Source organism: Paraburkholderia elongata (assembly GCF_013177735.1).
GTDB classification, from domain to species: Bacteria; Pseudomonadota; Gammaproteobacteria; order Burkholderiales; family Burkholderiaceae; genus Paraburkholderia; species Paraburkholderia elongata.
Window position 1 is genome coordinate 56,415 of the sequence record NZ_WOEZ01000279.1, and the last position, 14,515, is coordinate 70,929.

The 14,515-nt window shown below is 59.4% G+C and carries 15 protein-coding genes and 2 pseudogenes; 9 read left to right on the forward strand and 8 right to left on the reverse strand.

Annotation, left to right across the window (positions count from 1 at the left end):
- Nucleotides 1–52: 52 nt before the first annotated feature.
- The 3 genes and pseudogenes from GNZ13_RS46195 to GNZ13_RS46205 form a co-directional block, all read right to left on the reverse strand.
- Nucleotides 53–1,222, reverse strand: a complete 1,170-nt coding sequence (locus tag GNZ13_RS46195) for an extracellular solute-binding protein (RefSeq protein ID WP_172177555.1) — start codon at nt 1,220–1,222, stop codon at nt 53–55.
- Between the two features lie 285 nt (nt 1,223–1,507).
- Nucleotides 1,508–2,452 (reverse strand): SMP-30/gluconolactonase/LRE family protein, encoded by a 945-nt coding sequence (locus tag GNZ13_RS46200; RefSeq protein WP_172177557.1) that lies wholly within the window; start codon nt 2,450–2,452, stop codon nt 1,508–1,510.
- A 109-nt stretch (nt 2,453–2,561) separates the two neighbouring features.
- Nucleotides 2,562–3,339, reverse strand: a pseudogene (locus tag GNZ13_RS46205) (dihydrodipicolinate synthase family protein).
- A gap of 51 nt (nt 3,340–3,390) precedes the next feature.
- Between GNZ13_RS46205 and GNZ13_RS46210 the strand changes: the two are divergent.
- From GNZ13_RS46210 to GNZ13_RS46225, 4 genes are all read left to right on the forward strand, one after another.
- Entirely contained in the window at nt 3,391–3,681 is a 291-nt protein-coding gene (locus GNZ13_RS46210; RefSeq protein WP_172177559.1) for a hypothetical protein, read from the forward strand.
- 92 nt (nt 3,682–3,773) lie between these two features.
- Nucleotides 3,774–4,235, forward strand: a complete 462-nt coding sequence (locus GNZ13_RS46215; protein ID WP_172177561.1) for a helix-turn-helix domain-containing protein — start codon at nt 3,774–3,776, stop codon at nt 4,233–4,235.
- On the forward strand, nt 4,232–4,780 hold the full coding sequence (locus tag GNZ13_RS46220) for an IS630 family transposase (protein ID WP_172177563.1): 549 nt from the start codon (nt 4,232–4,234) through the stop codon (nt 4,778–4,780). Before GNZ13_RS46215 ends, GNZ13_RS46220 begins: the two co-directional genes overlap by 4 nt.
- Before the next feature lie 206 nt (nt 4,781–4,986).
- Nucleotides 4,987–5,691, forward strand: a complete 705-nt coding sequence (locus tag GNZ13_RS46225; protein WP_172177565.1) for a helix-turn-helix transcriptional regulator — start codon at nt 4,987–4,989, stop codon at nt 5,689–5,691.
- Here the strand turns inward: GNZ13_RS46225 and GNZ13_RS46230 are convergent.
- Nucleotides 5,675–5,992: a helix-turn-helix domain-containing protein gene (locus tag GNZ13_RS46230; protein ID WP_172177567.1), complete on the reverse strand. Its 318-nt coding sequence runs from the start codon at nt 5,990–5,992 to the stop codon at nt 5,675–5,677. The genes GNZ13_RS46225 and GNZ13_RS46230 overlap by 17 nt on opposite strands.
- A gap of 154 nt (nt 5,993–6,146) precedes the next feature.
- Between GNZ13_RS46230 and GNZ13_RS46235 the strand changes: the two genes are divergently transcribed.
- Entirely contained in the window at nt 6,147–6,740 is a 594-nt protein-coding gene (locus tag GNZ13_RS46235) for an acyl-homoserine-lactone synthase (protein ID WP_172177569.1), read from the forward strand.
- Between the two features lie 131 nt (nt 6,741–6,871).
- Here GNZ13_RS46235 and GNZ13_RS46240 read toward each other — a convergent pair whose 3' ends face one another.
- The gene (locus GNZ13_RS46240; RefSeq protein ID WP_172177571.1) at nt 6,872–7,561 is read right to left on the reverse strand and encodes a FadR/GntR family transcriptional regulator; all 690 of its coding nucleotides are present in this window, start codon (nt 7,559–7,561) and stop codon (nt 6,872–6,874) included.
- 290 nt (nt 7,562–7,851) lie between these two features.
- Between GNZ13_RS46240 and GNZ13_RS46245 the strand changes: the two genes are divergently transcribed.
- From GNZ13_RS46245 to GNZ13_RS46255, 3 genes are all read left to right on the forward strand, one after another.
- Complete coding sequence (locus tag GNZ13_RS46245; RefSeq protein ID WP_172177573.1) at nt 7,852–8,319, forward strand: universal stress protein; 468 nt, start codon at nt 7,852–7,854, stop codon at nt 8,317–8,319.
- Nucleotides 8,320–8,702: 383 nt separating this feature from the next.
- On the forward strand, nt 8,703–9,359 hold the full coding sequence (locus tag GNZ13_RS46250; RefSeq protein WP_172177615.1) for a helix-turn-helix domain-containing protein: 657 nt from the start codon (nt 8,703–8,705) through the stop codon (nt 9,357–9,359).
- A 134-nt stretch (nt 9,360–9,493) separates the two neighbouring features.
- Nucleotides 9,494–10,813: an SUMF1/EgtB/PvdO family nonheme iron enzyme gene (locus GNZ13_RS46255; protein ID WP_172177597.1), complete on the forward strand. Its 1,320-nt coding sequence runs from the start codon at nt 9,494–9,496 to the stop codon at nt 10,811–10,813.
- A gap of 549 nt (nt 10,814–11,362) precedes the next feature.
- Here GNZ13_RS46255 and GNZ13_RS46260 read toward each other — a convergent pair.
- From GNZ13_RS46260 to GNZ13_RS46270, 3 genes are all read right to left on the reverse strand, one after another.
- Nucleotides 11,363–11,761 (reverse strand): hypothetical protein, encoded by a 399-nt coding sequence (locus tag GNZ13_RS46260; protein WP_172177599.1) that lies wholly within the window; start codon nt 11,759–11,761, stop codon nt 11,363–11,365.
- A 503-nt stretch (nt 11,762–12,264) separates the two neighbouring features.
- On the reverse strand, nt 12,265–12,534 hold the full coding sequence (locus GNZ13_RS46265; protein WP_172177601.1) for a DUF1488 family protein: 270 nt from the start codon (nt 12,532–12,534) through the stop codon (nt 12,265–12,267).
- Nucleotides 12,535–13,306: 772 nt separating this feature from the next.
- Entirely contained in the window at nt 13,307–13,630 is a 324-nt protein-coding gene (locus GNZ13_RS46270; protein ID WP_172177603.1) for a DUF4148 domain-containing protein, read from the reverse strand.
- Between the two features lie 585 nt (nt 13,631–14,215).
- On the opposite strand from GNZ13_RS46270, the pseudogene GNZ13_RS46275 reads away from it, so the two are divergent.
- Nucleotides 14,216–14,389 (forward strand): annotated as a pseudogene (locus GNZ13_RS46275) (IS110 family transposase); the annotation flags it as partial.
- Between the last annotated feature and the right edge of the window lie 126 nt (nt 14,390–14,515).

The following is a 14,515-nucleotide window of genomic DNA, read 5'->3' on the forward strand; positions in this document are numbered from 1 at the left end:
ACACGCGAATCCCGGCGGACCGAACGAACGGATACGCGTGTTACTTCGCAGCCTACTTGGTCTTCTGCGCGCCGATGTCGCTGTCCCACTTCTTGAAAGCCGCAACCATTGCGGCCGCATTCAGCGGCAAAACATGCGGACGCTCGGCCAACAGCTTCGTGTACTCCGGCCGACCGTATTTCTTCAGCACATCCTGGCTGTGCGCGGGCGCCTGCTCGACGCTCACGCCCTTGATCGCCGGCCCCGGGTAGAAATAACCGTCGTCATAGGTCATGGCCTGTTGCGCGGGTTCGAGCATGAAGTTCATCAGCTTGTAGAGCACGTCGAGCTTTTCCTTCGGCACGTCCTTCGGAATCACCATGTAGTGCGCGTCGTTCACCCACGTCATATTGTCGAATGCCTGCACGCGAAATTCCGCCGGTACGATGCCGAGCGCGCGCGGATTGATGTCCCAGCCGGTGACGCTCACGGTCATGTCGCGCGTACCCTCGCCGAGCTCTTTCATCACTGCCGACGTGCCGCCCGGATAGTAAGGAATGCAATCGTTCAGCTGCTTGAGGAAGGCCCACGTCTTGTCCCAGCCGTGAATCGGATCTTGCGGATCCTTGTCGCCGAGCACATACGGCAAGCCCATCAGGAACGTGCGGCCCGGACCGGAGTTCGCCGGCCGCGCATAGATCAGCTTGTCCGGATGCGCCTTGCACCATTGCAGCAGTTGCTCAGGCGTTTTGGGTGGATCGCTGACTTTGGCGGGGTTGTATTCGAGTAGCGGACCCGCCGGCATATACGCGACTTCGAGACCGAAGCCTTGTGCAAGGTCCTGCATCTTGCGCGGACCGGGCGCGTATTTGTCGAGCACGCCTGGGAAGGCCGCCGCATTGTCCGGCAACAGCTTCATCCAGAGGTTCTGTTCGATGCCAGCGGCCAGTGCGTCGGTGCCGGTCAGGACGAGATCGATATCGGAGCGGCCAGCGGCCTGCATCGCCTTGATCTTGCCCGGCAACTGCGGCGCGGGCGCGTTGGTGAACGTGAGATTGGCGACGAGATTCGGATACTTCGCCTTGAAGGCCTCGAAACCCTTTTGCGTGAGTTGAAGATCGCCGGCCACGTCGACGATATTGAGCGTTACCGGATCGGCCGCGTGCGCGGCGGATGCCAATGCGGCGCTTGCCACGAGACATACGGACACCAGTCTGAGCGCCAACCTGCCTGAAACAGTCATTGCGTCTCCTCGCTTCTTGGTATGGAAGTCCGCCGGCCAGATGTGCTGCTGGCGGTGTCTCTCTACCAATGGAACATAGCGAAGCGGAACTGCCGATGTCAAGCAAATACTGGCTGCGGCGCTTTGCTCGCCAATCTGCCTGTTTTGATGGGGAATCCTTGTAGTTCAATGGGTTGCGTGCTTTATCCAAGGGCAAACCCGGAGTCGGCACACAGATTCAGCAACAGGTTGTCAGGCAACCTGAACTTACGCGGTGCGTTCAAGCTGCGCGCACGCCTCGCGCACTTAGCCGCCCTGAACGCCTTGCGTATTCACATACAGCGAATACAACCCGTGGCTTGCCGCCATGAACAACCGGTTGCGATGGCGTCCACCGAAGCACACGTTCGCGCAGCGCTCCGGCAACGCGATATGGCCGATCGGTTCGCCTTGCGGCGTGAAGACGCGCACGCCGTCGAGTTCGTCGGTGCCCATGCCCCAGCCGCACCAGAGATTGCCGTGAATATCGACGCGAAAGCCGTCCGGCGTGCCCGGACCGGCGTCGATCAGCACACGGTTGTTCGACAGCGCGGCGCCATTGCCACTGACGTCGACATCGAACGCACGGATCTTGCGCGGCACGCCACGCGATTCGACGATGTACAGCACCGACTCGTCCGGCGAAAACGCGAGGCCGTTCGGGCCCAGCACGTCGTCGGCGACCATGGCCACTTCGCCGGATTGGCCGTCGATGCGGTACACGCACGCGGGCAGTTCCGACTCCTGCTGCTCACCCTCATAAAAGCTGTCGATGCCGAAGGTCGGATCGCTGAACCAGATCGAACCGTCCGACTTCACGACCACGTCATTCGGCGAGTTGAAGCGCTTGCCGCGATAGCGGTCGGCGAGCACGGTAATCGAGCCGTCATACTCGGTGCGGGTGACGCGCCGCGTCAGGTGCTCGCAGCTAACGAGGCGGCCCTGGCGGTCGCGCGTGTGGCCGTTAGCATTGTTCGACGACTGGCGAAACGTGGTCACGGCACCGCTCGTTTCGTCCCAGCGCAGGATGCGGTCGTTGGGAATGTCACTCCACAGTAGATAACGGCCATCGCCGAACCAGACCGGCCCTTCCGACCAGCGCGCGCCCTGATACAGGCACTCGACGGAAGCGGAGGCAAGGATCAGCGGCTTGAAGCGCGGATCGAGCACGCGAATGGAGGGATCGGGATAGCGTCGGCTGGTGTCGGTCATGCGTAGGCTTTGGGTGATGGAAGTTGATGAGGAAAACAGGACGAAGCGCGGTGCGCCCTGCATGCCGCTACGCAGCGCAAGCGCCCCCGCTTTCGACGCCGGGGCGACGTCAATGCGACACGGGCTTCTGCGCGAACTGACGCTCCAATGCGAGCAGGACCTGCGTCGCATGATCGATCTTCGCATGATGTTCGGGCGGCGTCGAACTGAGTAGCGGCAGGATCGGCCCCATGTCGGCAATCTTCGAGAACGTAACCGCATCGTGCAGCACGCGGATCAGCGAGATTTCGTCGCGCAGGGTTTCGAGCGGCAGGAAAGCTTCATGGAGACGCTGCGCCGTGTCCGCATCGCCGGCTCTGACGGCTTGCAGCAAGGCCATGACCATGCGCGGCGCGATGCATCCCGAACCCGTTGTCCATGCGGCAAGGCCGAACTCGCGCAGATGGATGAGCGCCGGCCGCTCGCCCATGCCCGACACCACCTTGGCCGCAGGCACCGATTGCAGAAGGCGGCGCAGATAGGGATCTTCCGCAGGATTGTCGCGGACGATCGCGTATTTGACGGCCAGCAGCGTGCCGCGCTCGATCAAGCGCGCGAGCCTGATCGAGCATTTTCCCGTAGTCGGGACCGATTGCCGGGATCACGCGCGTGCCCGCACCTGCTGCGTCGGCCAGGAGGTCCAGCAAGTCCCGATACTCGCTGACGGCCGTGTGATAAAGGTTCGCATTGCCGCCGTACAGCAGGGTGCGCACACCGCCGGCCTCGATGTGGCGGATCAACGCGAGATTTTCAGCGGCATCCAGCGTGTAATCGGCGCGGCGCGCAAGCGGCGGCACAGCCATGACCGAAGCGGCGAACTCACAGCCGAGAATCGGGGATTCGTTCATGACGTCTCAAACGCGCTGGAACTGGGCGTTCAAGTTAGCACCGGGCTCGCAATGTTGTCAAACAACATGGGCGCAAGCGGCACCGTGCAGCCTCGAACCGAAGTCAATGCGAAGAAGGCGAAGTCGGCAAAGCCGATACGCCACTTTTATATGACAATAGCGCCCGGCGAGCGGGCGTTGGTGAATGGCGGCGGGCTAAACGGTAATTGCCGATCCGGCAATCAGAGTCGTTTTTCCCGAAATTTGACTAAACGTCATCCAGATTGGTTCGACAATAATGTTGTCAATCAAAAGTATCAAAAACGCCACTACGAGAAAATTACCCACTTTATCGGCCCGTGAATGTTAATCCGGTCAAAGAAATCCGATAAGTGCTCCTGGTAAAACTGTTTGGATTTCGGTAACCTGGATTTTTCCCTGGTACCGAGGTGTCGATGAAATGCCGTGTGAAGCTTGTGAAGTCTGAGGAGATCACATTGCAGGAGATGGCGATCAATCACCGGTTCAAGAACACGCGCCGACGCGCCACCGGTCTTTTGATGCTCGCTCGCGGTGATAAGCCAAAGGTCGTCTGTGAAGCCCTCGGTGTGAGCGACCAGGCTGTCTACAACTGGGCTCACGCGTGGCGTATTGGAGGCGTTTGCGCGCTCATGGGTGGTCACAACGGTGGTCGGCCGCGTGCACTTCCCGATGACGTGGTCGCTGTCGCGCTGGAGATTGCGCGGGCAGAGCCGCTTACCCTGGCCCAGATAGCTCGACGCGTTGAGCAGGCACAAGCCCAGGCGCTGCCCTGCAAGATAGAAACGCTGGGTGAAGCCCTCAAGCGTGCGGGCTTCACTTTCAAGCGCAACCGCTTCTCGCTGAAAAAAAGCGCAATGAACAGGAGTTCGAGATGAAACAGGCCACGCTTGAGAAGCTTCAGGTCGCCGCGCGCGATGGCCAGTGTCGCCTGTTCTATTTCGACGAGGCCGGCTTTTGCGGATCACCGCCTGTGCAGCGTAGCTGGTCACCACGTGGACTGCCCCATGCCATTGAGCCCAACCACCATTGCCGACGCAATGTGATGGGCGCACTGAACTTCGCTGAAAACAGTTTCGTCCATGCAGCAAGCAGCCATACGGTCAAAGGGCCTCACGTTGAGGGTTTTCTCAATGACCTGATCTGTCAGGGCGATGGTAGACCGACCGTGATCGTGCTCGACAACGCGAGCATTCATCACGGGATCGATCAGGTCACACTGGACCGCTGGTTCATCGAACACAAAGCACTCCTGTTTTATCTGCCGCCGTACAGCCCCGAACTGAATCTCATCGAGATCGTATGGAAGCACTTCAAGTACCACTGGCGGCGATTCGCGACGTGGACGAAAGAAACCATCGATGCGGAGCTGGAAATTCTGCTCAACGGATATGGTTCGAAATTCCAAGTAAATTTTTCGTGAACACTTATAAGGAGTAATTCGTTCGCCTGGTTGCAGAACCAGCGCTGGTGCCGTTTCTTTAGAAATCGTCCTCGGCTTGCGAAATAATTTTTAGTGATAGATTGTTAAGATAAAAACAGCCGGGCGGGTCGCCGTACCGCAATTAACCGCAACGGGACGTTTGCGAGTTTGAGAGAACCAAATTGTCGCTACATTTTATCGAGGAAATGGCACCGGTACTGAACGCCGCTGATGAAGCGGAATGGTTCAATGCGATCGCGAGCCTTGCCGAAACGTGGGGCTTCGACAGGCTTTTGATCGCCATGCTGCCGCGCCCGACCATTCGCCTTGAAGATGCCTATGTGCGGAGCACCTACGCGCCGACGTGGCGACGCACCTACGACGAGCAGGGGCTCGTCCACATCGACCCGACAGTCTCGCATTGCGCGACGCGCGCCACGCCGCTGATCTGGTCGCCGGACATTTTTACGACCGCAGCGCAGCAGTCGATGTACGAGGAAGCCCGCGCGCACGGCCTGCGCGCCGGTGTGACGTTGCCGATTCACGGGCCGAACCAGCAAGCCGGCATGATGTGCTTCGTCAACGACAGCAATCCGACCGAGGCATTTTGGCGCCATGTCAACGTTGCGTTGCCGAACCTGGTGCTATTGCGCGATCTGGTGATCGATACCAGCCAGCGCCACTTGAATACGCATGCCCAAGCTTTATTGCCCAAGCTCACGCCACGCGAACGCGAGTGTCTGAAATGGACCGCGCGCGGCAAATCCACGTGGGAAATCTCCCATATCCTGAGCTGTTCGGAAGCCGTGGTGAACTTCCACATGAAGAACATCAGGACGAAATTCGGCGTGAATTCACGGCGCGCGGCGGCCGTGATCGCCGCGCAGTTGGGGCTTATTGACCCGGGTTGAGCAAGGCGGCGGCGTCGCGGCTGGTCATGACCCGCTCGGCCCGGCCCAGATCGGCGTCCGAAACGGTTTTAGTGAAGTACAGGCCCAAAAGGATCGACACCGGCGCCGGGATTTCGGCGCCCGATTCGAACCGGCTGCCACGCGACTGCGTCACGCCGAAGCGTGCCCAGAAGCGGCGCTGGCTCTCCTTCTTCTTCTTGCGGTACGCAATGATCAGAACGCGATCCACCGCCGATGAAGGCTCTGCCGGGCGGGTTTGGACGGAGGGTTGCACCTGCCAGTGATTGTCGAGAAGTTCCATTTTTGTGTCCCGTCGGTTGAGTGCTAAGGCTTATCTCGAATTCTGCGTTATCCGATAAGCATGCACACCTATCCAGGTAGGTAGGTGGCGGAAAGATTCAAAATGCATAAGTTTTCTTGCGTATTGGGTACCCCAACACGTTCAGGAGAACGTCATGCAAACAGCGATCCGGATTGGAATGCGTCAAGAATTCGACAACGCGGACATCAACGAGATGTACCGCCTGCGGGCGCGGGTGTTCCACGGACGGCTCGGATGGGACATCCCGACCATCGCGGGCATGGAGATCGACGGCTACGACGCCCTCGGGCCGCACTACATGCTGATTCAGGGCGACGATCGGCACGTGCGGGGCTGTTGGCGCCTGATGCCGACGGAGGGGCCGAACATGCTGAAGGACACCTTTCCTCAATTACTGCATGGCGCGGATGCGCCGGTTGGGCGGCATATCTGGGAACTGAGCCGGTTCGCGATCGAAACCGGCGGCGAGGAACAGTCGTTCGGCTTTGCCGACGTGACGATGCAGGCAATTCACGAACTCGTGACGTTCGCCGACCGGATGGGCATCACGCGTTACGTCACGGTGACCACTACGCCAATTGAACGGCTGCTGCGCAAGACCGGAATCGACATCAGCCGGCTCGGGTCGCCTCTGCAGATCGGCGTGGAACGGGCCGTGGCGCTGGATATCGCCGTCAGTCCGAAGACCCGCACCGCCCTGTTCGGGCCGATGGCTGCCGCCGCCTGACGGCTCGTGGGATTGGGGCCGGGCCGCTGTTGCCGTTGGCTGGTTGCGGATGCCTGGTTGCGGATGCACGGTTGCGCGGACTGGCAGCGGTTGCCCGGTCGTTGCGGCCCGCTGGGAAGCCGCGCGGGGCATCAGGAACCGAACATCCGTTCGAGCGCATTCTCGAGATGCGCTCGCATCGCCCTCCCTGCAGCGGGGCCCTCCTTGCGGCGGATCGCCTCGAGCACGGCCAGATGTTCGGCCTGCACGAGCCGCTGCCGCTCCACCGTCTTCACGAGCGACAGATTGCGCGACAAGTTCATGCTGAACAGAATCTGTTCTTCGATGAACGACATGACCGTGATGAAAAACGGGTTCTTCGACGCACGCGCCACCGCCAGGTGAAACATGAAATCGTCCTGCGCGCCGATGCCCCGGGTTTCTATGATGCGCTCCAGCTGGTCCCACGCATGCTGGATCGCGACGATGTCGTCGGCGTCGGCCTTGAGCGCTGCCTGCTCGGCCGCGCCCGCCTCGGTCACAATGCGAAATTCATAGCAGCGGCGGATGTCGGACAGCGTTTCGAGCGGTGCGAAGCGGCGCACATCCGGGTCCGGCCGACGCGCGACCGTCGTGCCTGAGCCGTGCCGGGTCATGATGATCCCGTCTGCCCGCAAGCGCGCGAGCGCCTCGCGCACGGTCGGCCGTGACGTCGCAAAGCGCTCGGCCAGCGCATGCTCGGTAGGCAGCCGCTCGCCTTCCTTGTACTCGCCTTCAAGAATGCGATTGAGGATGTCGCCGTAGATCTTGTCGGGCAAACCTGTCGTTTTGCGCTCGTTCATCAGCGGTGCTGAAGCAGCTTGTCTGAGTAGGTCTTGATTGTAAGGCAAACCTGGCCCTATCTCGATTTGATAGTTGCGCTCTGGCTTGACAGGAATACCGCAAACGCCTGCTGCACGGTGCTTGCCGTGCAAAAAGTCGCTATCACAAAATTTGACAAGTACTTGATTTACATCCTGACTGGATGCACCTTTTTCAGCGATCATTTAAGCTCGCACCGGTAATCAATCGTCAATGCGCCCGGCTGGCCGAAACGGCCGCGGCATCCGAATCCTTCAGACGCGGAGTCGATATGTACACACGCATCCTTGTAGCGGTCGACGGCAGCCACACCTCGCGCCGTGCGTTCGAAGCAGCGCTCGCGCTCGCGAAATCCAGCGGCGCCGTCCTGCAACCGTTCTACGTCGTCGAAAACACGCCGATGTATTTCGAAGCGCCCGGTTACGACCCTTCCATTCTGCGTAACCGCCTGGTCGAAGAGAGCAAAGAACTCGGCGCGGAATTCGCCGCGGCCATGGCAGCGCAAGGCGTCAAGGGTGAGCTCGCCGTGGGCGAAGCCTCCTCCCTCGACGACGTTTCGGTGGTCGTGCTAAAAGCTGCCGCCGACTTCAACGCCGATCTGCTGGTAATGGGCACGCATGGCCGCCGTGGTTTTCAGCGCCTGATTCTCGGCAGCGTCGCCGAGCGCTGCGTGCGCCAGGCGACCTTGCCCGTGCTGCTGATTCCGTCCGCGGCGGGCAAGGCGAGTGGAGACGCCTAACCGCGTGCCGACGCACATTGCAACTGCGTGAGCTTGCCGCATAAGGCAGCTCACGCATCGCTCTATCTCCAAAATCAGAGCAGAGCACGTTCGCCCGAATGTATAGCAGTCCATAACCACAAGCAGCAACGCAAGGGTGACATCGCTCAAGAGGCCTAACTGCGCGAACGCGTCATTTTGTCGCTAAACGGGGGGCATGGGCGGTGGGACAATCAGTTTGTTACCCTTACAAATGGCTGCAGATCATGCTTACTCCTACCGCTGTGACTCGCTCCGCCGGCGCTGCCGATTCCACTGTGATTTCGTCGCCAGCGCGTGGCGGCCGTCGTGCCGCGCCGGTGAGGGCAACCGCGCGCACTGCCGCTCGCTGTTCGAGTTGTTCGATGCGGGCGCTCTGCATGCCGCAAGGCCTGTCGACTGACGAACTAACGAAACTCGAAGCGCTCATTTGCACCGCGCGCTCGGTGCAGCGCGGCGAAGCGCTGTATCGCAGCGGCGACCGCTTCGACAATATTTACGCCGTGCGTTCCGGCTCCATGAAAACCGTCATGGCGCACCGTGACGGCCGCGAACAGGTCACCGGGCTGCGCCTCGCCGGCGAAGCGCTCGGCCTCGACGGCATCAGCGAAGACGTGCACGCATGCAGCGCCGTCGCCCTTGAAGACAGCACCGTTTGTATCGTTCCCTACCCCGCCCTCAAGTCCCTGTGCCGCGAAATCAGTTCGATGCAGGATCGCCTGCACAAACTGCTGGGCGAGCAGATCGTCCGCGAAGCTGGGCAGATGATGGTGCTCGGCTCACTTTCAGCGGACGAACGCGTGGCCGCATTTCTGCTCGACGTGTCGGAACGCAACGCGCAGCGCGGCTATTCATCGGCGGAATTCAACTTGCGCATGACACGCGAGGACATGGGCAGCTACCTCGGCATGACGCTCGAAACGGTGAGCCGCACCCTGTCAAGATTTCAAAAGCGCGGCCTGATCGACACACAAGGCAAACACATCCGGATCGTCGATTTGGAAGGCTTGCAGAAGGTGTAAGCCCTACGCACGGGACCTGGCCCGCGCCGCCACGTCCGCGTCCCTCTGCTTTTTTAGTGCGCATTCGTCTTGGCATGGCTCCTGCGAGCGGGTAAAGTCTTTAGTCCGTCCCCCCGCCAAGGAGACCTGGCGAAATGAATCGCGACCCCGCCCCGCATCACCCGCTCGTCCAGCGTCTGATCGACGCGCGTCAAGTGACCGACGCCCTGTTTTCCATTATCAAACCCGAGTTTCTGTATGAACGGCCGATCCGTGAGCGCCACCGGATCGTGTTTTACGTCGGCCATCTGGAAGCTTTCGATCGTAATCTTTTCGATCAACGCCTGTGCGATCTGCCGGCGTTCGATCCGCACCTCGACCAGCTCTTCGCGTTCGGTATCGATCCTGTCGACGGCGGTTTTCCGACCGATCAACCCAGTGACTGGCCATCGCTCGACGCCGTGCGCGGCTACGGATTGCGTGCCCGCGAGCAGATCGACCGCGAGCTCGATGCGCTGAGCGACTCAGCGCGTGTCGGCCGCGAGGGTGCGCAAGCTGGCGCGGCCGAGCAGTTGCTGAACGTCGCGATCGAGCATCGGCTGATGCATGCTGAAACGCTCGCGTACATGCTGCATCAGTTACCGCTTGCGCAGAAGGTCACCGCGTTGCATGAGGCGGTGCTTACCCGTTCTGAACCACGTGAGGCGTTGTCCTCGATGGTCAGCGTGCCGGCTGGTGCAACGGTGCTCGGCATGTCGCGCGAGAGTGGGTATTTTGGTTGGGACAACGAATTCGGCGAAATGCGCGTCGACGTGCCGGCGTTCGAGATCGACCGCCACATGGTGACGAACGGCGCATTTCGCGAGTTCATCGAGGCAGGCGGCTATCGCGAACCGAAGTGGTGGACCGACAAGGATTGGGCGTGGAAGGAAGCCGAACATATCGAGCATCCCGCCTGCTGGTCGCAGCGAGCCGGAGGCGATCAGGACAGCGCATGGATGCTGCGCACGATGTTCGACGAAGTGCCGCTGCCGTTCGACTGGCCGGTTTACGTGAGTCATGCCGAAGCCAGCGCCTACGCGCGCTGGGCCGGCAAGACACTGCCCAGCGAAGCACAATGGCAACGCGCGGCACACGGCGCACCGCATGCGATGTCGGGCAATTTCGATTTTCGCAGCTGGGACCCTCAGCCGGTCGATGCGTATCCTGACAACGTCAGCGCGTTCGGCGTGGAAGGTCAATTCGGCAATGGCTGGGAGTGGACCTCCACGGTGTTCGACGCACTGCCAGGGTTTGAAGCGTTTCCGTTTTATCCCGGCTACTCCGCCAACTTTTTCGACGGGCAGCATTACGTGATCAAAGGTGGTTCGGCGCGCACCGCGCAATGCATGTTGCGGCCTGCTTTTCGCAACTGGTTTCAGCCGCATTATCAGTATGTGTATGCGGGGTTTCGGTGTGTGAGCACTGACGAATAAACCATAAGTTGACGCTGAAGATCACCTATTGCTTTAACCTCAAAAAGTGCAGCTATCGGTTTACATTGCGACTAAACTCAGCTATCGCTTTAAATTCGTAGCTCATTGGCTAATAAGGCAAGAAATGACCCAAAACCCGACCCATATCTTCCTCTAAAAGTTGGCCATCTATCGCTTTCAGCCGGTTAGGAAGTTTCGGAACATAAGCATACCCAAGTAACAGAGCGGGTGTGCCAAGTTCAGCGCGTGACCTGGCAAACGGCAAAGTTGTATTCGCAGATTTTGGATACACGGGCAAAGATGAGGGCCGGCTGCTCTCGACTGTGGGTGATCAAACTCGAGGAAGCTAAAAAAGAGCTTTGTCATACCGTCCCGGCGCAGAGTGGCCGGACACAGCCTTGGCGGGTTACCGGTCTTCATCTCGTGATCTTCACAATGCTCTTGCTCACGCTCGCCAGCGCAGTTCACGCACTTCGAAGCTCCGCAAATGCTCTAACCTTGTAGCCAAAATCAAATGTTGTTCAGAACAGGTAGACGAACGTGGCTGCATTAAGAACTTTGGCGCTGCCGTACCCATTGGAATAAACGCTCCTCGACCTGATCTTGGCGTATCAAAATCCCGGTTCGCGCGTGAACATTCCATTTGTTGAAAACACGCCCCTCTTCGGCGAGCTGCCGCTTCACAACGAGCAGCGCACGACCAATACCCAAAAGTCGTCGCCATTTACGCTTTCTAACCCGCATCTCTCTCCGCTTGCGCAGCTCCACTGCGAGCTCCGGAAACAGACTCTTTAGCCTCAGGTACGTTACACCAAGTTCGTTAGCCAGCGCGTAAAACGATATATCCGGATTTGAAGTGAGAATATTCGTCAGATCGCGTTCGAGCTCACTTTTGGTTTTCGACTTTCGAGTACAACTCAACTTGAGCTGCAACGGTTCTATCGTCATGCCACTTGACGTTGGCCATCCTCGCAAAACGCTAATTGGTTCCAGCCGAACATGTGAACATAGCGCGAAAAGCACTCTGACATCCATTAACTGCCAAGAGTGAAGAATTCCTGAAAGATAACCAATGTTAAGTCGAAGTGCACGCTCTGCGGCGGACAAGTTCCCCTCCCATCCGAGCTTGATCGCGGCATCCAGTCCCCGGCACAGGGCCTCAGTTGTGAACTCCTCTCCCCCGGACTCCGACGCGATTAATTTCCCCACCTCCACCGCTATCCATCGCTGAGCGGATGACGCACGTCGAGAACGCGTTCGGGAGCAGCCAAAACTAATGGACCCGCAAAAGCGGCAAACTCCGGGACGGAGGAATCGGTTCCCAGGGCGAAACTACTGAGCTCGGGTGCGCCCACAAACACTCTCGATTAGCAACAACAGCACGATCGCGCTTTTTTGCTGTGTTTATCGGACGCACATCGACGCGACAGTAATCGCCAGCCAACAGTCGGTTACCGGGTCAGGAAGTCGTTGACGGTCAGCCACAGCGGCTCGTCCGGCCGCGCAAGTAACCTTCTTTGCGCGACCGCGATGACGCGGTTGCGACCGTTTTCAAAAGTCTTGAGTGTGCGTGCCGCGTCGGCGTCAGGCGGTAGCCAGAAGTGTTCTTCGAGTGCGGCACGCGCAACCGCGCCTTCGACGTCGCGGCCGCGGGCCGACAGCATGAAAACCACGGCGCGTCCGTCCGGCGAGACGGCGGGCGCGCGATCAAGAACTTCCATGACACACCTCGACGATATCATTCGCGGTCTTTGTATTTGTACTGCGCGGCGCAGCGATAAATCTACCAGAAGTCACAAGCCCATCGATCGCTAACGACGTAACGATCTGGCGCGCGGCCGCCGCCCGTGGTCGCTTATCACCATAACGCATTTACCTGGATCTTCAGCGCCCTGGGCCCTGGTTGCCAAGCGGGTTTTTGTTCTCGGGCGTGGGCGGTTGAAACCGACCGTCAGTGGTGGGTTTGCATTTATTATTCCTCGCGAGTGGTGAGCTTCTGCAGGAGGAATCCTGGTAAGCGGAACGGAACAGCTAGCCCCGGATAGCCAATAGACGTTTCCGCTGCCCACTGGCGTGGGGAGTTCAAAAAGTTTCGGGCGGCATTCCGCGCACCTCAGATCAGCAACGGCTCGCTTGCAGCGGTCAACGGGGAAAGATCCATTTTGGCGCGACCGCATCCCAACCTCGTGGACCTCGCTCCGCCGCGGCACAGACGCATGGTCAGCAGGCGTTACGCCTAATGCGTTGAACACCGTTTGTGTGGCTGCCCATTCTTTACTAGCGTGCGCGCAATAGCCACTTCTGAAGAAGCGTGCGTAAATCGCGGCGCGTACCCGTCATTTAGCAGAGCGCTGTGCGACCGTTAGCTGCCTTTGCAACGCAGTACGGTGCAACGTGCCGGAGTCAGCAACCGGAGTCGTTGGTCATCCGCGCGGGGTTTCGAAGTCTTCGGATGACTTGCCGCCGGCTGGGGTCGAGGATGCGCCTGCGGCGTTATTGGCCGAAGTAGATCGGCTTCATGCCGTCATTCGTTGCGGCGCGCGCCGCTGCGGGGGCACCGGATGCCGACGAGCCCTCGACTGCCCCACCCATGCCGCTTGCCGCGTCATTTTGCGCAGCCACGCGGGCTTCCGCAGCCTGAATGTCGTTCGGGTAATATGCATCGGCGCTGCGGCCGGGGTTATAACCGGCATTTTCGAGCTGAATCAGTTCGGCGCGAATTTGCGCACGGGTCACCGGCTGGGTCGACTGGGCGAAAGAGGCGAGCGGAGCGACGAGGGCAGCGGCAACGACGACGGCTTGAATGAACGATTTCATGATGAGTTTTCTCCAGAGTGAGTTCTGTCCTGCCAGAAGGACGCGCGGATATCGAGGAACACGAGCCGCAGTCTGGTTAGGATCTGCGAGGTAGAATGCATTTCGATTCCGGCGTTGATACATTGGAACTCGCGGAGGTATCTGGCTTGTGTCGGGAAAGCCGGTCATTTGCAATGTTGTGTATCACTGCAGCCGGTAGATACATTGCGACACAAATATCGCTCTGGCTCGAGTTCGCGTTATGTAACAGATCTAGACACCGGACGGGGAAATCACCAGGACAGGTGTTGATGTCGAGGTTGCCAGTTTGACCGTTGCGAACGTGAAGCATGCGTTCAACAAAGCATCGACGCTGCCGAACAACCAGGCGCAGAGCGCACGGAAGTAAGTGAAGAGAGGCGCCGAGGATGCGTTAATGCTTCGACCGTGGAATTTATGCTCAAGCGCCTCAATGGCTCAGAAGGGATCGAGTCTAGTGATGAGGATTGGCTCTGATAATCATATAGCCGGCCTGCCTCCGTTCCATTAGAACGGCTGGCGTAGAGTCAGGGTGCAACCCACCGACTTGACGCACAGGAGGCCGGCATGAACAAGTTTAGTGGAATCGATCTGCACTCGAACAACAGTGTGGTAGTGGTCAGCGATGACGCTGACCGGATTCTCTACCAGCGGCGATTACCGAACGATCCAATCCAGATCCGTGCGGCGCTGGCGCCGCACCGCGAAGATCTGGTGGGTGTGGTCATCGAAGCGACGTATTATGGACGCCCTGGGATTATGCATGGTTTGTCATTGAGCGGATTGGATTGCGCGGCGTAAGTGCCAATGTGAACTGCAGTGCAAACCACGCCGCGCGACCCATCCGGATGCGCGAGCCTCACAGCC